Below are 16790 nucleotides of genomic sequence, written 5' to 3'. Positions count from 1 at the left end.
CATGGACAACCCCCGTCAAAACACCCGCGACATCTTCCCGCCCACCGGCACCGAGATCACCGCGAAAAGCTGGCTGACCGAGGCGCCGATGCGGATGCTGATGAACAACCTGCACCCCGATGTGGCCGAGAATCCGCATGAGCTGGTCGTCTATGGCGGCATCGGCCGCGCCGCCCGCACCTGGCAGGACTTCGACCTGATCGTCGACAGTCTGCAAAAGCTTGAGACCGACGAAACCCTGCTGGTGCAGTCGGGCAAGCCCGTGGGTGTCTTCAAGACCCACAAGGACGCCCCGCGCGTGCTGATCGCCAACTCGAACCTTGTTCCCCATTGGGCGAATTGGGATCATTTCAATGAACTCGACCGCAAGGGGCTGGCCATGTACGGTCAGATGACCGCCGGGTCGTGGATCTATATCGGCTCGCAGGGGATCGTTCAGGGCACCTATGAAACCTTCGTCGAGGCGGGCCGTCAGCATTATGACGGCAATCTTAAAGGTAAATGGATCCTGACCGGCGGCCTTGGCGGCATGGGCGGTGCCCAGCCTCTGGCGGCTGTCATGGCTGGTGCCTGCTGCCTTGCGGTCGAATGCGACGAGACCCGCGCCGATTTCCGTCTGCGCACCCGCTATGTCGACGAAAAGACCCATTCGCTGGACGAAGCACTTGAGATGATCGACCGCTGGACCAAGGCGGCCGAGGCGAAGTCGGTGGCGCTGATCGGTAACGCTGCCGAAGTTTTCCCCGAGCTTGTCCGTCGCGGCGTGCGCCCCGATATCGTGACTGACCAGACCTCGGCCCATGACCCGGTCCATGGCTACCTGCCGGAAGGCTGGACCGTCGCGGAATGGCGCTCGCGTCAGGAGACCGACCCCAAGGCGGTCGAGCGTGCGGCCCGCATCAGCATGCGCAAACAGGTCGAGGCGATGGTCGCATTCGCCGATATGGGGATTCCGACCGTCGATTACGGCAACAACATCCGTCAGATGGCGCTGGAAGAGGGCTTTGAGCGCGCCTTTGCCTTCCCCGGCTTTGTGCCTGCCTATATCCGGCCGCTGTTCTGCCGGGGCATCGGGCCGTTCCGCTGGGCGGCGCTTTCGGGCGACCCCGAGGACATCTACAGGACCGACCAGAAGGTCAAGGAACTGGTCGACGACCCCCATCTGCACAACTGGCTGGACATGGCGCGTGAGCGGATCAGTTTCCAGGGTCTGCCGGCGCGTATCTGCTGGGTCGGCCTTGGCCTGCGTCACAAGCTGGGCCTTGCCTTCAACGAGATGGTGCGCAACGGCGAGCTGAAGGCCCCGATCGTGATCGGCCGCGACCATCTCGACTCGGGCTCGGTCGCCAGCCCCAACCGCGAGACCGAGGCGATGCAGGACGGTTCGGACGCCGTGTCCGACTGGCCGCTGCTGAACGCGCTGCTGAACACCGCTTCGGGCGCGACCTGGGTGTCCCTGCATCATGGTGGCGGGGTCGGCATGGGCTTTTCGCAGCACTCGGGCATGGTCATCTGCTGCGACGGGACCGAGGACGCCGATGCGCGTCTGGCCCGGGTGCTGTGGAACGATCCGGCAACCGGCGTGATGCGTCACGCGGACGCGGGATACAAGATCGCGCTGGACTGTGCGCGGGAGCACGGCTTGAATCTTCCTGCCATTCTCTGATCCATAGGCGCGGCGTCGCAACGCACCGGTGCCGCGCCTCATTTCCGTCCAACCAGGAGAGACTGACATGACCTTCCACACCAGCATCAAGGCTGCCCTGTTCGGCCTGACCGCGCTTGCGCTCGGCACTGCCGCGCAAGCCGACCAGCTTGCCGACATCAAGGCAGCCGGCAAGATCGTCACTGCGACCGACATGCACTACGCCCCCTTCGACATGCTGAACAACGGCAAGTATGAGGGCCTGACCAAGGATCTGTTTGACGAAGTCGCCAAAGAGCTGGGCGTCGAGCCGGTCTATCAGGACATCCCCTGGACCGCCGAGCTGCCGGGGCTTGAGGTCGGCAAGTTCGATATCATTATCGCCCCTGTGACCATCACGCCCGACCGGGTCGAGCGTTATACCTTTACCCTGCCGATCGCGGATGCCAGCGTCGCGCTGATCAAGGCAGCCGGCAACACCGAGCTGACCAAGCCCGAGGACATCAAGGGCAAGACCGTCGGTGTCCAGCAGGGTACCGCTCAGGCCCGCATCCTGCAGACCTTTGGTGAAAGCCTTGGCGGCGTGAACGTTAAGGAATACGGCACCACGGACGAGGCCTATGCCGACCTTGCCGCCGGTCGCCTGGACGCGGTGACAGGTTCGCTGCCGAACCTGACCTATCTGGTCAGCAACCGCCCCGAGACCTTTGCCCTGTTCGATCCGCCCCAGTATGGTGAGCCGAGCTATTTCGCCTGGGTGCTGCGCAAGGGCGATGACAGCGCAAGCTTTGCCAAGGCTATCAACGACGCGCTGCTGAAAATGACGGACGACGGTCGCGTCAAGGCGATCCAGGAAAAATGGCTGGGCAGCTATACCGAACTGCCCCGCGAAGTCCCGACCAACTGATCGCTGACGGGCGGGGCTGGCCCCGCCCGTTCCCAAGGGCCAAGGCGAGGCGCGCATGTTCTCCATTCCGGTCTTTCTTGATAGTTTCGAACCACTGATCTGGGCGGCGCGGTACACGCTGTTGATTTCGGTCCTTGGCATCGTGCTGGGGCTGGTGATCGGCACGCTGATCTGCGCGGCGCGGCTTTCATCCAACATGGTCTTGCGCAAACTTGCGGCGCTCTGGGTCAGCTTTTTCCGTGGAGTGCCGCTGCTGGTGCAGCTGCTGGTGTTCTACTATTCGCTTGCGGTGATCGGCATCGACGTGCCCGCCACTTTTGCGGCGGTCTTTACCGTCGGGATATGCGCCAGCGCCTATATCTCGGAAATCTGGCGGGGCGCCATCGCAGCTTTGCCCAAAGGGCAGGCCGAGGCCGCCGTTGCCATTGGCATGAAGCCGAGCGATGTCTGGACCCGGATCATCCTGCCTCAGGCCGTGACCATCTCGCTGCCGGCGCTGATCAATGAACTGATCCTGCTGGTCAAGGCCAGCTCGCTGGTCTCGGTTGTCGGCATCATGGAAATCACCCGCGCCAGTCAGGCGCAGGCCGCCACCACCTTTCGCCCGCTTGAGGTCTATATCGCGGCCGCCTGCATCTATCTGATCATCAACCTGTGCCTTTCGGCGCTGGGACGCTATCTCGAACACAGGACGGCCATCTGATGGAATGGAGCATCCTTGAACAATACGGCCCGTCCCTGCTCAGGGGCTTTGGCGTCACCGTGCTGTGCTGGATTCTGGGCACCATCTTTGGCATGGCGCTGGGGCTCGTCATCGCGCTGGTCCAGCGTTACGCACCGCGCTTTGTCGGCTGGATCGTCCAGGCCTATATCGAGGTCATTCGCGGCACGCCCTTTCTTGTCCAGCTGTTCGTGCTTTACTATGGCGGACCGCTGATCGGACTGCGGCTGGACGCGATCCCGGCGGGCCTTCTGGGCCTTACGCTCTATGGCAGCCCTTATTTCGCAGAGATCTTCCGCGCAGGCTTCCGGGCGGTGCCGCATGGCCAGATCGAGGCTGCGCGCGCCATTGGCATGGCCGAGCCGACCATCGTGCGCCGCATCCTCCTGCCTTTGGGGCTGGTGTCGTCGCTGCCGGCGCTGGTCAATTTCTCGATCATCCTGACCAAGGAGACGGTGATCCTGTCGATCATCACCGTGCCCGAACTGATGTATCAGGTCGGCCGCATGTCCGCCGAGACCTACCGTTACCTCGAGGCGAATCTGGTGCTGGCACTGTTCTTCTGGGTGCTGGTCGAAGCTATCTCGCGCGTTGGCCGCAGGGTTGAGACGCGTATCACCAAACATCTGATCGAAAGGACCTGAGCCGATGCAGGCATCCGCCGTCGAGATCCGCAAGGTCAACAAATATTACGGGCCGTTCCACGCGCTGAAGGACGTTGATCTGTCCATCCCGCCGGGCAAAGTGACTTGCCTGATCGGGCCCTCGGGTTCGGGCAAGTCCACGCTTTTGCGCTGCATCAACTTTCTCGAGGAATACGACTCGGGCGAGATCCGCATAGACGGCCAGCTGATCGGCTATGAAACCCCGGGCCGCAAGATGTCGGGACGCAAGCTGCGCGAGATGCGCCGTTCGATCGGTATGGTGTTCCAGCAGTTCAACCTTTGGCCACATATGACCGCGAAAGAGAACGTGGCCGAGGGGCTGATCCGCGTGCGCGGCCTTTCAAAGGCCGAGGCCGAGACCCGCGCGGCCGAGGCGCTGACCAAGGTGGGTCTTGCCGACAAGATGGAAAACCACCCCTCGCGCATGTCCGGGGGTCAGCAGCAACGCGTCGCCATCGCCCGCGCCATCGCTATGGAGCCGCGGCTGATGCTTTTTGACGAGCCGACTTCGGCGCTGGACCCCGAACTGGTGGGCGAGGTGCTGAACGTCATGAAGACGCTGGCGTCCGAGGGCATGACCATGGTGGTCGTCACCCATGAGATGGGTTTTGCCGCCCATGTCGCCGATCAGGTCGCGTTCATGGAAAAAGGCGAACTGGTCGCCGTGGACAGCCCTCAGGGCATCTTCCACGCGCCGAAGGACCAGCGCATCCAGAACTTCCTGCGCACCTACCACGAGCGCAACAGCTTCTGAACGAACAAGGGGGCGTTTTGCCCCCCGAAACGCCCTTGCCGGCAGGAACCGCGCGGGCAGGGCTTGTGGCAAGGGATCGGCGGCCTATGTGAAAGGGACAACCGTAAGGACCTTTTCATGCCCAGATCCCAGCTATTTCAGCCGATTGCCATTGGCGGCAAGACCCTTTCCAACAGGATCGTCATTGCTCCGATGTGCACCTATTCCGCCGAGAATGGGCGGATGACCGACTGGCACCTGATCCATCTTGGCGCCCTGTCGCATTCCGGCGCTGCCATTCTGACCATCGAAGCCACCGCCGTCCTGCCCGAGGGCCGCATCTCTTATGGTGATGTCGGGCTGTGGGATGATGAAACCGAAGCGGCGATGGATCGCGTTCTGAAAGGTGTCCGGGCCTGGTCCGACATGCCCATCGCGATCCAGCTTGCCCATGCCGGGCGTAAGGCCTCGACCGCGAAGCCATGGGAAGGCGGGGCCCAGATCGCGCCTGATGCCGCGAATGGCTGGCAGACGGTATCAGCCTCGGATCTGCCCTTTGCGGAAAGTGACCATCCTCCGGTGACGCTGGACCGGGCAGGGCTTACACGTGTACGTGACGCCTTTGCCGCAGCGGCGCGTCGGGCGGTGCGGCTGGGGATCGACGCGATCCAGATCCACGCCGCGCATGGTTATCTGTTGCATCAGTTCCTGTCGCCACTGTCGAACCGGCGCGAAGATGAATATGGTGGCAGCCTTGAAAACCGCATGCGTTTCCCGCTGGAGGTTTTTGAGGCGGTGCGAGACGCCGTGCCAGAGGGCTATCCGGTGACGGCCCGCATTTCGGGCACTGATTGGGTCGAAAACGGTTGGGACATCGAAGGCAGCATCGCCCTTTCGCAGGCGCTGGAGGCGCGGGGATGTGCCGCCATTCATATCAGCAGCGCCGGGCTGGACCCGCGTCAAAAGATCCCGGTCGGGCCGAATTATCAGGTGCCGCTGGCGCGCGCCGTCAGGCAGGCGGTAGGTATCCCGGTCATTGCCGTTGGTCTGATTACCGAGCCTGAGCAGGCCGAGGCTATCGTCGCCACGGGTGACGCAGACATGATCGCACTGGCTAGAACCGTGCTTTACGATCCCCGCTGGCCCTGGCACGCGGCGGCCAAACTTGGTGCCAGCGTCAAAGCCCCACCGCAATTCTGGCGCAGTCAGCCTTCGACACTAAAGAGCCTGTTCCAGACTGACTGATCCCCCAACGCTGATATTGCCCCTGCTGTCATGTCACACCGCCCGCAACCAGCCGGGCGGTGTGTCCATGTGATGGTTCAGCTGGCGGCCGCCTCTTGGTGATGCGGGTCGCTGATGTCAAAAATCATCAGCCCATCCTGCGGTACCTGCCGGTTGATCCAGCGCGGATCGCGCAACGAGCGTTCTGCGTCCCGCCGCCCGTCGTGCCAGTGATCCAGCATCGAAAGGCGCGAGAATTCGTAATCCTTGGATGCGCCTTCATAGCTTGCATGGCGATAGATCAAATGCATCAGGCTGACCGGATGGGCAGGGCCTGCCTCGATCAGCCGGGTCAGATCCGGGTCGTCACGGAATTCGCGGGGCAGGCGGGCGCGCAATCGGCGCGCTGCGCTGGCCAGCGCATGACGGTTGCGGAATTCATCGGTGTTCAGCCGTGTACGGCTGGAAAAGCGGATCTCGCGTTCGCGTTGTTCAACCTCGGCCATGGAGCGGGGCAGGCTGTCCCGCGACGGGTAAAGGTCCACCTGATAGATGGACAGTGGCCGGGTGCTGGGTGTTTCCAAGACGAATTGCAGTGGTGAGTTCGACACCAGCCCGCCGTCCCAATAGTGTCGCCCCTCGATCTCGACCGCAGGAAAACCCGGCGGCAGCGCACCCGAGGCCATGATATGATCAACGGTGATCGTGGTCTCGCGGCTGTCGAAACAGGTGAAATTGCCCGTCTCGACATCCACGGCGCCGATAGACAGCCGGGGTCCGTAGCGGTTCAGGTGGTCAAAGTCGATCAGCTCTAGCAGCGTATCGCGCAGGGGCCCGGTGTCATACCAGCTGGTCTGGCGCATCAGGCCGGGCAGAAACGAAAAGAGGTCCGGCAGACGCGGGCGGAAAAAGCCTGGCGCACCCAGCAGCGCAGTCATGGCGGCGCTGCCTTCGTTGCAGGCAGCACGCATCTGTTCATGCAGCGGCCCCTTGCCAAGGCAGGGGGCCATGAGCCAGGGTGCCCCCGTCACCCGATCCCAGAACTGACGCAGCGCTGGCAAGCGTTCACCCGGAGGGTTTCCCGCAATAAGCGCCGCATTGATCGAGCCGATCGAGATTCCGGCCAGCCATTCTGGTTCCTGCCCTGCGTCGCATAGTGCCTCGTAAGCGCCGGCCTGAAACGCCCCCAGCGCGCCGCCCCCTTGCAGAACCAGCACAATTTTTTCGGGGGTTTCCCGATTTTTGTCCCTCATTCCGGCTCCAGATCTTCTGGTGTGATTCCCTGCACGCTATGTCTCAGGAATGAAGAATTCCATAACGCGGAAAACCGCGGATGAAAAATTGTTAAAAATCAAATTTATAACTGACATATGTCACAGTGACGGCAAGGAAATCGGTCGGAACGATTGCCACGGCGCTGTCAACGGATATATTGAAGGGCGACACAGCCGGAGCCAACCGCCGACAAGCGCATGATCGACGACCCTTCCGACAGGTGCAGCATGCTGCATCCGACCAGCCTTCCGGCTTTGCCCCTCCCCCAGCGAGCTCCCTAGATGTGGATCGAAATCCTAGTCGTTCTTGTCCTGACCCTGCTTAACGGGTTGCTGGCCATGTCCGAGCTGGCGATTGTCTCTGCCCGCCCTGCGCGGCTGAAGGTCTTGGCCGAGCGTGGCGACCGGGGGGCGGGCACCGCGCTTGCACTGGCCGAGGACCCGGGTCGTTTTCTGTCCTCGGTCCAGATCGGCATCACGCTGGTTGGTGTGTTGTCGGGGGCCTTTTCCGGCGCGACCCTGGGTGCGCGGCTTGCCGCGGCGCTGCCGGGTCTGGGGGTGCCTCCTTCGCTGGCACAGCCTTTGGGCATGGGCGGTGTGGTCGTGGCGATCACCTATCTGTCGCTGATTGTCGGCGAGCTGGTGCCAAAACAATTGGCGCTGAAATCGCCCGAACGGGTCGCGGCGCGGGTGGCTCCGTTGATGCAGGCGATCTCACGCGGGGCGGCGCCGCTTGTCTGGCTGCTTGATCGTTCGGGCAAGCTGCTGCTTGCGGCACTGGGGCAGTCGAGTGAGGACCGCCAGACCATCAGCGACGAAGAGATCAAGCTGGTCATCTCGGAGGCCGAGACGGCGGGCGTCATCCACCGGGCCGAAACCGAGATGATTGCAGGCGTCATGCGTATTGCCGACCGCAGCGCGCGCGGGCTGATGACCCCCCGGCGCGAGATCGAGGCGATCGACCTTTCAGACAGCTGGGAAGAAATGGCGCGCAAGTTCCGCGACAGCCGCCGTACCCGTCTGCCGGTCAGCGACGGCGACCCGAACAACCTGATCGGTGTCATCGCCAGCGTCGACCTGATGTCGCAGAGCCGGGCCGAGGCGGTTGATCTGCGCGAGGTGATGCAGCCTGCTCCGATTATCCCGGAAACGATGGATGCCCCCGAGGTTATCGCCCGGCTGCGCGCCGCACCGGGTCAGATGCTGCTGGTCTATGATGAATACGGCCATTTCGAAGGCGTCGTCGCGCCGATGGACGTGCTTGAGGCGATTACCGGTGAGTTCGCGGGCTTTTCGGATGATGAGCCAAAACTGGTCGAGCGGGATGACGGTAGTTTGCTGGTCGCGGGCTGGATGCCGGTCGATGAATTTGCGGATCGTCTGTCGGTGCCTCTGGATGAGGATCACGATTATTCGACCGTGGCTGGTCTGGTTCTGGATCTGGCGGGCCGCCTGCCGCAAGCCGGGGACCGCGTGATCTGGCAGGGTTGGCAGATCGAGGTCGTCGATATGGACGGCCGGCGCATCGACAAGCTGCTGGTTCACCGGCTGCCTGCCTGAGCGGACCAGCTGCACGGCGCCTTGTGACTTTCGCTGGGGCGGGTAACCTTGGGCCATGAATTTTACCCTGCGCCAGATCACCTATTTCCTCGCGGTTGCCCGGCTGGGCAATTTCGGTCGCGCCGCCGAAACCGTCCATGTTTCGCAGCCGGGCCTGTCAAGCCAGATCGCCCAGCTTGAATCGCGTCTGGGCGGTACGCTGTTTGAGCGTGGGGCAGGGGCGGGGCCCGTTCGGCTGACGGCCTTGGGTGAGCGGCTTTTGCCCGTGGCCGAAGAGTTGATCGACACTGCCAGGCGGCTGGATGCGCTGGCGCGAACCGGGCCTTCGCCCCTGTCTGGCCGGCTGCGGCTCGCGATCATTCCGACGGTTGCGCCCTATCTGATCCCGCATCTGATTCCGGCCTTGCGGATCAGTCACCCCGGTCTGGATCTGGAGCTGCATGAGGTTGTGACCGACGATCTGATCTCGGGCGTGCAGAGGCGGCGCTTTGATGCGGGGATCATGGCCCTGCCGGTCAGTGAGGCGGGGATCGAGGCCGAGGCGGTCTTGCGCGACGCCTTTCTGATTGCGCTGTCGGGCAATGATACCACCATCCTGTCGGGTCCGGCCCGTCCTGACAATATCGAGGCCGAGCGGCTGCTATTGCTGGCCGATGGCCATTGCCTGCGCGATCAGGCGCTGGAGGTTTGCGGGTTGCGCAGTCCGCGCCGCAAGCTGAATCTTGAGGCGGCCTCGATGGCGACGCTGATGCGGATGGTGGCAAGCGGCATGGGTATGACGCTGATCCCGCGTCTGGCGCTTAAGGATGAGAACCGCGATGGCGGGCTGCGCATCGTGCCTTTTGCCGAGCCTGCCCCCTCACGTGATCTGGCTGTGGTCTGGCGGCATAACGCCGAGACAGAAACCGATGCCCGCGCCCTTGCCGCAGCAGTGCGCGGCATTGCGCCGGTGCTGGGGGTCGAGCCCATCGGGCCGCCCGGAGCGGCTGCCGGTGATCAGATCAGGATCAGTGCACGATCTTGACCGGCAGCACCAGCGAGGTGGTCTTGCCCGAAGGCGGCGCGGGCAGGCGCGGCATACGTGAAGCCTGACGGTTCAGCACCGAATCGATTCCCGCATCTCCGGTCGAGCTTGCCAGTGCCGCCCCCGCCACCCGACCGCTGGGGTCGACGGTAAAGCGAACGGTGATGGTGATGCTGCCCCGGCCGCGGCTGGAAAAGCTGGCACGCTGCATGTGACGGGCGACGGCGGTCTGAACCTTGGACTGCCAGCTTGCGACCTGCTTTGCGCTGGGGGCGCTTGCCCCGGCTTGCGGGGCGGCGGTGCGCTGGCCCTGCGGTGCCCGCACCTGTGTCGCAGCCGTGCGGGCCTGTTGCGGCTCGGGGGCTTTTTCCTTGGGTTCGCGCTTTCTTTGCTCGGGTTCGCGCTTGACGACCTTGGGCTCGGGTTCGGGCTCCGGCTTTTCACGCTCGGGCCGTTCGGGCGGACGGGGGGATTTCTGCAGCACGACCGCATCCGGCGGCGGCGGAAACAGCGAGTTCATGTCTGCCATCGGCTCAAGCTGCTGCATGGGCAGCATGGGCATTTCCGGTTCCGGTTCCGGTTCTGGCTCGGGTTCCGGCTCGGGTTCCGGTTCTGCTTCGGCGGTTTCGGTTATCTCGGCTTCGTCCGGGGGGGCGGCCGCTTCGGGCATCGGGGCCAGGTCGACAAACACCGGTTCGGGCAGGCCGGGTGGGGTGGCCGCCTCGGCGCGGTGCAGGATCCATAGCGCGCCGCCCAGATGGGCAGCCAGCACCATCACCGCGGCGCTGCCCCAAAGCACGCCTTCGCGCATCATCAGGGATGAGGGTTTCAGGCTCATGGCTGGCTCGTTCCACTGGCCGCGGTTGCTGGGGCAGGGGCAGCCGCTGGCGCGCCCGCTGGGGCATCGGCAGCGGCCTCAACGGCAATTGGTGCCGCCTCAAGCCCGACCAATGCGATTTTCAGATAGCCCGTCTCGCGCAGGGTATTCATCACCCCCATCAGGTCCCCGTAAGAGACGTCCCTGTCCGCGCGCAGAAAGATGCGTTCTTCCCGGTTGTTCTTGGTCGCCTCGGCCAGCGCGGCGGCCAGTCCTCCGGCCGGGACATCATCGTTGCCGATCGACAGCGTCAGGTCGGGTTTGACGGTGACATAGACCGGCAGGTCCGGGCGCTGCGCCGGGGTCGCGTTCGAAACCGGCAGATCCACGTTCACATCAACCGTGGCCAAGGGGGCTGCCACCATGAAGATGATCAGCAGCACCAGCATCACGTCGATGAAGGGCGTAACGTTGATCTCGTGATTTTCGACCAGGTCGTCGCCTTGAGATTCGCGGATGCCGCCGGCCATGGCTCAGACCTCCGTGCGTGAGGTGGTGCCGCGAAAATCAAGATCGCGGCTGAGAAGGCGCCGGACACCAGCGCCGGCATTGCCAAGCCGCAGGCGATAACCGGTGATGGCGCGGGCAAAGACGTTATAGATCACCACTGCCGGAATTGCCGCGACAAGGCCGATGGCTGTTGCCAGCAGCGCCTCGGCGATACCGGGGGCGACGACGGCGAGGTTGGTGGTCTGTGCCCTCGAAATGCCGATAAAGCTGTTCATGATGCCCCAGACGGTCCCGAACAGCCCGACGAAGGGCGCAGTCGAGCCAATGGTCGCCAAAACACCAGTGCCCCGGCTCATGCGACGGCTGGCGATGGCCTCGATCCGTTCAAGGTAGGAATCGACGCGTTCTTTCAGGCCGGTGTCGCCCGCCTGATCCAGTGCAGCGGCAGAGCGGTCGTATTCCACCGCAGCCGCGCGGATCATCTGCGACACCGGATCGCGGCGGTTACCAACGGCGGATTGTGCCGCCGTAAGGCTGGCCGCACCCTCGATGCGGCGGATGCCGGATTGGGCCCGGCGCATTGCGCCCAAAAGCTCCAGCATCTTGGCGACCAGCACGGTCCAGGTCACGATCGAGGCGAAAGCCAGACCGATCATCACGCCCTTCACCACCCAATCGGCGGCAAGGAACATGCCCATGGGCGAAAGGTCGTGGGGCAGGTTCGGGTCGCGGGCGGGCGGGTTCAGGACCGGAGCCAGCGCGTCCTGAACCGATTGCGGCAGGATGCCGGAACCTGCGGGCGCAGCCGTTTCGGGTGCGGTGGCGGATTCGGCCACCGGAGTCACCGCAGTTGCGGCTGGTTCGGTGGGCTGTGTTTCAGCCGGGACAGTGGCCGCCGGCGCGTTTTCGGCCGGGGCCGGGGCAATGGCTGCCGGTGCGGTCTGTTGTGGCGCAGCGGCGGGTGCCTCGGTGGTTGTCGCAGCGGTGGCGGGCTGTGACGCGCTGTCCTGTTGCGCGGTTGTCTGCGCCGGAGCGGTTTCCGATGCGGCATTCTGCGGCGCAGGTGCTGCCGTTTCCGGCTGGGCGGCGGGTTCAGGTGCAGGTTGGGCGCCGGAGGGGCTTTCCTGTGCCGAAAGGGGGGCAGCCATCAACAGGCAGGTCAGCGCGAGGGCGGTCCCCGCTCGGAGGCGCGGCAGCGGAAGATGAGTCATGGCGATCCTTAGTCGTTCCGGCATTTGATCCGTCCGCATCTGGCTGGGGCGAGGCAGGCACCAAGAGCTGTGCCATCAGGCCCATTGGCCGCGGTCCGGGGACCGTATCAATCACCAAGGTAAAATTGTCAACTATTCCGGGCGACCTGTCACCGGTCAGGCGGACCAATAGGCGGCAAGGCGGGTAAGGCCCTTGTCATGGCCCAATTCTTCATGCAGCAGGGTGCGGATGGCGGTGACGCCCGATTTCTCGGCGGCCATCCACGCATAGCTGTCAGGCGCGGGCGGGCTCTTTCTTAGCTGTGCGCAAAGCGCCGCAGCACCTTCCGGCAGATGGATGAGGTCAAAGCCCCGGGGTCTGGGCAGGGGATAATCGGCGCATTTCCCAAGCAGCCAGACCTGCCCCTTTGCATGGTCCGCCTGCGATTCAAGGATGCGGGCAAGGGCGGGATAGGCGGTTTCATCCCCGGCAAGAAGCAGGTGCCGCTGCTTGGGGATACCGCCGCCGCTTGGGCCAAGCAGGCCGATGTGCTGACCGGGCAGGGCGTGGCGCGCCCATTCGGCCGTGCGTCCGCCAGTGTGGTCAAAGATATCGAGGTCGAGCCAGCCAGCATCGGGGTCGATATGGCGCACTGTATAAACCGGACGGTGCAGCGCCTTGCTGCCCTTGGGCCAGATAATCTGACCGTTCGCGCCGATTCGGGGCCATTCCGGGGACAGGTCCCCGGCCGGGGGCAGTACCAGCCGGAAATGGATCGAATCGGTTCCGGCGAGGCGATGCAGATCCGGGGCCGTCAGCCGCACACGCAGGAAATCGGGGCATAGAGGCGTAATTGCGCTGACCTCGGTAAGGCTGAAGTTGCCCGGAAATGTGCCAATATCCTTGTCCGAGGGCCAGCGCAGGGCCGCCCTGGGCAGGTGACTGGCAAGATACTCTGAGATTTCTCGCTGCATCGCGCCCAGCCACTCGGCCCGATGGGCGCGGGCAAAGACCAGAACGCCGTCGCCGCGCTTTTTTGCGCCGAACTCTCCCTCATCGACCTGGCACCAGATCGAGCGGCCATGCCCGATGTGCAGATCCAGCCCCTGCGCCCGCGCCTTGTCGCGGATCAGTTGCTCAACCGGCGCGAAGGCCTGACCGGGCAGCAGCGCTTCGGACTGGAATTCGGGCAGAGGAGTAATGCGCATGTCTCGTCGTCGCCTGTCACGGATTTCCGACCCAAACGGCCTTTAGATTATCGGCGCTGCGGGTTCACAACAGCCATTCCTCGTCCAGGCTTACCGGGCAAGTTCGGATGCTGCCATCGCCGCAATCGTCAGATCCACCTTTGCCAGCGGATCTTTATCTTGCAGGAACCAGGCCGCCGACAGCCCCGTCCATGCGAGAATCCATTGCAACAAGCGGCGGCGTTCCAGGCCCGATGCCTCGACCACCACGCTAAGCCTTTGCTGAAAGCGCCCCGGCTGGGTCGCAACCGGGTGCGTTGGGTCGCTTAGATCGGGATTGGTGAAAATATTGGCATAGTCAAAGCCACGCTCACCGATAAGCCCATGCGGATCTGTCGCGCGCCAGCCGCGTTCACCGAAGTCCAGGACGTTATCGTGGTGAAGATCACCGTGCAGGACGGTCTGCTCTCTTTGGTCGGCAAGCAGGTCCCGCGCTGTCTGCAGGCTTTGGACCAGAATGCCCCCATGGTTTACAGCACCTGCTTCAAGGTCATGGAACCAGCGGTCCAGAGGGACCAGATCGGGTAACTTGCCGGAACGCTGACGATGCAGCCGCTTAGCCGTCGCACAAAGAATGCGGCAGGCGCTATCGTCCCCGCCCGTGCGCGCCATATCGGCCAATGACCGCGTGCCGGTCGCCCGCTCCATCAGTATGGCGTGATCATCCCGGGCCAGGACCTTGGCCGCGCCGTCGCCTGCCCACCAATCCATCAGGGCCGCTCCGCGCTGCTGATCCGGCTGCGAAGAGAGTTTCAGCATCGCAGGCATTTCCTGCCGCAAAACCGGAAGCAGACGGGCGGTCGCCGTGATGACCGGCTCACCATCGGCTAGCAGACCCCAGCGATGTAAGTAAGGCCTGAACATGGCGTTCTTTATAAGCCGATGTGGGGGCGGAGGCTATGTGAACAACGGCAGAGGGGTGAGCTGTAACGCAATAGTTCTTTCCTGACGTTCAGAACCCATGGCGGGCGGCTGTGACGGCGTGGTATCCTTGTTCACGCAGTCCCCTCACAGCATCGGCATTCATCGGAATAATGATCTTTGTCGCTGTTTCGATGCGAGAGATGATCGCCTCGCGCGGACCTGTTTTCCACGCGTCACCGGCATAAAATGCCGACTGCGCCTCATCCAGTTCCGCCATATCTGCAAAGCCCCGGATCAATCCATATCCGTCGGGATCATGCATGGATTGCCCGTGCCAGATCACATCAATCCCATTCTGCCGGTGAAGCGGGACACTGATGTTATGCATGATATCAAAGAATTCACCCCCTGTGCCGGGCTTAAGCTTGTAAAGCAATATTTCGATAAGGCGGGGCATGGCGTTCTCCTTTTGTCCCGGCAGTTATCCGAAAACGCACCATCTGCGCAATGACTGCCTTCTTTCACCCAGCAGAGACCTGCCATCGCTGATGCAAGGCGCTCATTGCGGGTGGTCGTGCATCTATGCAGAGACCATGCGTGTGAATACATCGTTCAGATATGCTTGCTCTCGGATGCGGAAATGCGTGGTGCCGATTTTTTCAAAGCCGTGCTTCAAATAAAAAGCTATCGCCGGGGCGTTTTCGGAATTAGCGGTCAGCCACACTGACGGGCTGCCTAGACTGCCCGCGCAGATCAGCCCTTGTTCAAGCAGAGCGTTCCCGATGCCTCTGCCATGGTGGCGCGGCTGCACGTAGAGGGTCGATATCTCTGTGTTTGAACAGGCTGAAAAAGGCACGTTCTCACGTTGAGTGAGGCGGATGAAGCCATCAATGCCGTCTTCATTTTCCGAAACGATCACATGCTCGCCGGAGTTGCCGAGCAAGGCTGCAAACTTGGCTGTTGTGAACTCGTTCAGCGCATATTCAGCAAAGAATGCGCTTACACCTTTCCGGAGATAGGTCCCCACCCAAACCTCGATAGAAATGGCGGCAAGGGCCGGCGCGTCAGTTGGTTGCGCTGTGCGGAGCTTCATTTGTCAATTTCCAACGTTGTGTGACGCGGGGCGTGATTGCGAACAAACGGTAACTGGGGCTGCGCCCCTTGCCAGATGACCGCCGTCTGCCATGCGCCACTGAGGCGATAAGGTGTCGGCCGCCGTCGGGCCCCCAAACATTCATGCGAGGCGGGCGACCTCGGCTGTGGCGGCGTCAAGCGCGCCAGACCCATGAGGGATGTTCAGCGCGGTCATTCCGGCCTCGATTACTGCCAGAACGCCCAGAAGCTGATGGGCATTGGCGTGACCCATATGGGCGATGCGCAGCGCGTGACCGGGGTCGGGCGCACCAAGGCCGACACCCAGCGTCACCCCTGCCTTGCCAGCCGTCCAGTCGCGCAGGGCGCTGGCCTGTGTCACCCGCGCGGCAGTGACCGAGCGGGCGCGGCCGGCTGGATCAGAGATCATTGCCCCGATCCCCGGATTGTCCGCGCCCCAGCGGTCCAGTGCCGCCCAGCAGGCCCGGGCCAACCCTTCATGCCGGGCCCATGCGGCGGGCAGGGTTTCTTCGTCAAGCAGGATGCGCAGCGCCTCGTTCAGACCAAAGACCAGCTGTACGGGCGGGGTGCCACCCCAGAATTGCCACAGTTCTTCTGCCTCGGCGCGGGGGGTCCAGTTCCAATAGGGGGTGGCAAGGCTGCTGGGTTTGCGCGCCTTGAGCCGTTCCGAGAACCAAACGAAGGTCAGGCCCGGCGGCACCATCAGCCCTTTTTGGCTGGCCGATACCAGCAAATCCACGCCCCATTCGTCCATCAGCATCGGCTCGCAGCCGAGTGAGGCGATGGCGTCGACAGCCAGAAAGGCAGGGTGGTCGCCCATTGCGGCGCGCAGGGCAGGGATATCGGCGCGGGCCGAGCTGGCGGTATCGACCTGACAGACCAGAACCGCACGGATCTGCCCCTCACGGTCCTGCGCCAGCCGCTCGGCCAGCCGCTGGGGATCGGGGGGCGCAAGGTCGAAATCAAGCTCTTCGACCTCGATCCCCATTGCGCGGGCCGAGGCTGCCCAGCTGCGTCCGAAATGGCCCGAGATCAGTGCCAGCGCCCGCTCGCCCCGGTCGAGCATGTTGACATTCGCGGCCTCCCACCCGGCATGGCCGTTGCCGATATAGGGCGCGACATGGGCCGAGGTCCCGGCCAGCCGTTTCAGCCCCGCGATCAGGGTGCGGTTCTCGGCCGCGAGGTCCGGGCCATAGATATCGGGCGAGGGGCGGTGCATGGCCCGCAGCACGCGATCCGGGACAGGAGAGGGGCCGGGAATAGCAAGGACGGCGCGGCCCTGGGCAAAGCTCATG

General features: G+C 63.5%; 17 protein-coding genes. 8 read left to right on the top strand and 9 right to left on the bottom strand.

Features of this window, described 5'->3' with window-relative positions; genetic code table 11:
• Nucleotide 1 precedes the first annotated feature (1 nt).
• The 6 genes from hutU (at nt 2) to F8A10_RS09250 (ending at nt 5916) form a co-directional block, all read left to right on the top strand.
• Complete coding sequence (hutU, locus tag F8A10_RS09275; RefSeq protein WP_152367173.1) at nt 2-1666, top strand: urocanate hydratase; 1665 nt, start codon at nt 2-4, stop codon at nt 1664-1666.
• 67 nt (nt 1667-1733) lie between these two features.
• A complete protein-coding gene (locus F8A10_RS09270; RefSeq protein WP_010393773.1) occupies nt 1734-2552 on the top strand; it encodes a transporter substrate-binding domain-containing protein in 819 nt (272 codons plus the stop codon).
• A gap of 55 nt (nt 2553-2607) precedes the next feature.
• Nucleotides 2608-3255 carry an amino acid ABC transporter permease gene (locus F8A10_RS09265; RefSeq protein WP_010393775.1) on the top strand — a complete coding sequence of 216 codons (648 nt, stop codon included), beginning with the start codon at nt 2608-2610 and terminating at the stop codon, nt 3253-3255.
• Complete coding sequence (locus F8A10_RS09260; protein ID WP_010393777.1) at nt 3255-3917, top strand: amino acid ABC transporter permease; 663 nt, start codon at nt 3255-3257, stop codon at nt 3915-3917. The genes F8A10_RS09265 and F8A10_RS09260 overlap by 1 nt, the downstream gene beginning before the upstream one ends.
• Nucleotides 3918-3921: 4 nt before the next feature.
• Nucleotides 3922-4692: an amino acid ABC transporter ATP-binding protein gene (locus F8A10_RS09255; RefSeq protein WP_152367172.1), complete on the top strand. Its 771-nt coding sequence runs from the start codon at nt 3922-3924 to the stop codon at nt 4690-4692.
• Between the two features lie 117 nt (nt 4693-4809).
• Complete coding sequence (locus tag F8A10_RS09250; RefSeq protein ID WP_029371541.1) at nt 4810-5916, top strand: NADH:flavin oxidoreductase/NADH oxidase; 1107 nt, start codon at nt 4810-4812, stop codon at nt 5914-5916.
• A 77-nt stretch (nt 5917-5993) separates the two neighbouring features.
• On the opposite strand, the gene F8A10_RS09245 is transcribed toward F8A10_RS09250, so the two are convergent.
• Complete coding sequence (locus F8A10_RS09245; RefSeq protein ID WP_010393785.1) at nt 5994-7148, bottom strand: patatin-like phospholipase family protein; 1155 nt, start codon at nt 7146-7148, stop codon at nt 5994-5996.
• 303 nt (nt 7149-7451) lie between these two features.
• Here F8A10_RS09245 and F8A10_RS09240 point away from each other — a divergent pair, with 303 nt between their 5' ends.
• Together F8A10_RS09240 and F8A10_RS09235 are read left to right on the top strand one after the other, a co-directional pair.
• Nucleotides 7452-8729 (top strand): hemolysin family protein, encoded by a 1278-nt coding sequence (locus F8A10_RS09240; RefSeq protein WP_152367171.1) that lies wholly within the window; start codon nt 7452-7454, stop codon nt 8727-8729.
• A gap of 55 nt (nt 8730-8784) precedes the next feature.
• Entirely contained in the window at nt 8785-9753 is a 969-nt protein-coding gene (locus tag F8A10_RS09235) for a hydrogen peroxide-inducible genes activator (protein ID WP_152367170.1), read from the top strand.
• On the opposite strand, the gene F8A10_RS09230 is transcribed toward F8A10_RS09235, so the two are convergent.
• The 8 genes from F8A10_RS09230 to F8A10_RS09195 all read right to left on the bottom strand — a co-directional run bounded on the left by F8A10_RS09230 (nt 9737) and on the right by F8A10_RS09195 (nt 16789).
• Nucleotides 9737-10591, bottom strand: coding sequence for an energy transducer TonB family protein (locus F8A10_RS09230; protein WP_152367169.1), 855 nt, complete (start codon nt 10589-10591; stop codon nt 9737-9739). The two genes, F8A10_RS09235 and F8A10_RS09230, sit on opposite strands and share 17 nt — an antisense overlap.
• The gene (gene exbD, locus F8A10_RS09225; protein WP_152367168.1) at nt 10588-11100 is read right to left on the bottom strand and encodes a TonB system transport protein ExbD; all 513 of its coding nucleotides are present in this window, start codon (nt 11098-11100) and stop codon (nt 10588-10590) included. Before exbD ends, F8A10_RS09230 begins: the two co-directional genes overlap by 4 nt.
• Before the next feature lie 3 nt (nt 11101-11103).
• Nucleotides 11104-12291, bottom strand: a complete 1188-nt coding sequence (exbB, locus tag F8A10_RS09220) for a tonB-system energizer ExbB (RefSeq protein WP_152367167.1) — start codon at nt 12289-12291, stop codon at nt 11104-11106.
• 156 nt (nt 12292-12447) lie between these two features.
• Entirely contained in the window at nt 12448-13479 is a 1032-nt protein-coding gene (locus F8A10_RS09215; RefSeq protein ID WP_152367166.1) for a siderophore-interacting protein, read from the bottom strand.
• A gap of 90 nt (nt 13480-13569) precedes the next feature.
• Nucleotides 13570-14382 (bottom strand): aminoglycoside phosphotransferase family protein, encoded by an 813-nt coding sequence (locus tag F8A10_RS09210; protein ID WP_010393801.1) that lies wholly within the window; start codon nt 14380-14382, stop codon nt 13570-13572.
• 88 nt (nt 14383-14470) lie between these two features.
• On the bottom strand, nt 14471-14839 hold the full coding sequence (locus F8A10_RS09205; protein WP_085501739.1) for an NIPSNAP family protein: 369 nt from the start codon (nt 14837-14839) through the stop codon (nt 14471-14473).
• Between the two features lie 123 nt (nt 14840-14962).
• The gene (locus F8A10_RS09200; RefSeq protein WP_010393806.1) at nt 14963-15475 is read right to left on the bottom strand and encodes a GNAT family N-acetyltransferase; all 513 of its coding nucleotides are present in this window, start codon (nt 15473-15475) and stop codon (nt 14963-14965) included.
• A 141-nt stretch (nt 15476-15616) separates the two neighbouring features.
• The gene (locus F8A10_RS09195) at nt 15617-16789 is read right to left on the bottom strand and encodes a pyridoxal-phosphate-dependent aminotransferase family protein (RefSeq protein ID WP_152367165.1); all 1173 of its coding nucleotides are present in this window, start codon (nt 16787-16789) and stop codon (nt 15617-15619) included.
• Nucleotide 16790 lies beyond the last annotated feature (1 nt).

This window comes from Paracoccus kondratievae, from assembly GCF_009301415.1.
Classification (GTDB): Bacteria; Pseudomonadota; Alphaproteobacteria; order Rhodobacterales; family Rhodobacteraceae; genus Paracoccus; species Paracoccus kondratievae.
Note: the sequence above shows the minus strand (reverse complement) of the source record. Positions and strands in the feature narration are given on the sequence as shown.

Coding starts and splice junctions, on each gene's coding strand:
- hutU (WP_152367173.1), top strand. CDS start 2: ATGGACAACCCCCGTCAAAACACCCGCGACATCTTCCCGCCCACCGGC.
- F8A10_RS09270 (WP_010393773.1), top strand. CDS start 1,734: ATGACCTTCCACACCAGCATCAAGGCTGCCCTGTTCGGCCTGACCGCG.
- F8A10_RS09265 (WP_010393775.1), top strand. CDS start 2,608: ATGTTCTCCATTCCGGTCTTTCTTGATAGTTTCGAACCACTGATCTGG.
- F8A10_RS09260 (WP_010393777.1), top strand. CDS start 3,255: ATGGAATGGAGCATCCTTGAACAATACGGCCCGTCCCTGCTCAGGGGC.
- F8A10_RS09255 (WP_152367172.1), top strand. CDS start 3,922: ATGCAGGCATCCGCCGTCGAGATCCGCAAGGTCAACAAATATTACGGG.
- F8A10_RS09250 (WP_029371541.1), top strand. CDS start 4,810: ATGCCCAGATCCCAGCTATTTCAGCCGATTGCCATTGGCGGCAAGACC.
- F8A10_RS09245 (WP_010393785.1), bottom strand. CDS start 7,148: ATGAGGGACAAAAATCGGGAAACCCCCGAAAAAATTGTGCTGGTTCTG.
- F8A10_RS09240 (WP_152367171.1), top strand. CDS start 7,452: ATGTGGATCGAAATCCTAGTCGTTCTTGTCCTGACCCTGCTTAACGGG.
- F8A10_RS09235 (WP_152367170.1), top strand. CDS start 8,785: ATGAATTTTACCCTGCGCCAGATCACCTATTTCCTCGCGGTTGCCCGG.
- F8A10_RS09230 (WP_152367169.1), bottom strand. CDS start 10,591: ATGAGCCTGAAACCCTCATCCCTGATGATGCGCGAAGGCGTGCTTTGG.
- exbD (WP_152367168.1), bottom strand. CDS start 11,100: ATGGCCGGCGGCATCCGCGAATCTCAAGGCGACGACCTGGTCGAAAAT.
- exbB (WP_152367167.1), bottom strand. CDS start 12,291: ATGACTCATCTTCCGCTGCCGCGCCTCCGAGCGGGGACCGCCCTCGCG.
- F8A10_RS09215 (WP_152367166.1), bottom strand. CDS start 13,479: ATGCGCATTACTCCTCTGCCCGAATTCCAGTCCGAAGCGCTGCTGCCC.
- F8A10_RS09210 (WP_010393801.1), bottom strand. CDS start 14,382: ATGTTCAGGCCTTACTTACATCGCTGGGGTCTGCTAGCCGATGGTGAG.
- F8A10_RS09205 (WP_085501739.1), bottom strand. CDS start 14,839: ATGCCCCGCCTTATCGAAATATTGCTTTACAAGCTTAAGCCCGGCACA.
- F8A10_RS09200 (WP_010393806.1), bottom strand. CDS start 15,475: ATGAAGCTCCGCACAGCGCAACCAACTGACGCGCCGGCCCTTGCCGCC.
- F8A10_RS09195 (WP_152367165.1), bottom strand. CDS start 16,789: ATGAGCTTTGCCCAGGGCCGCGCCGTCCTTGCTATTCCCGGCCCCTCT.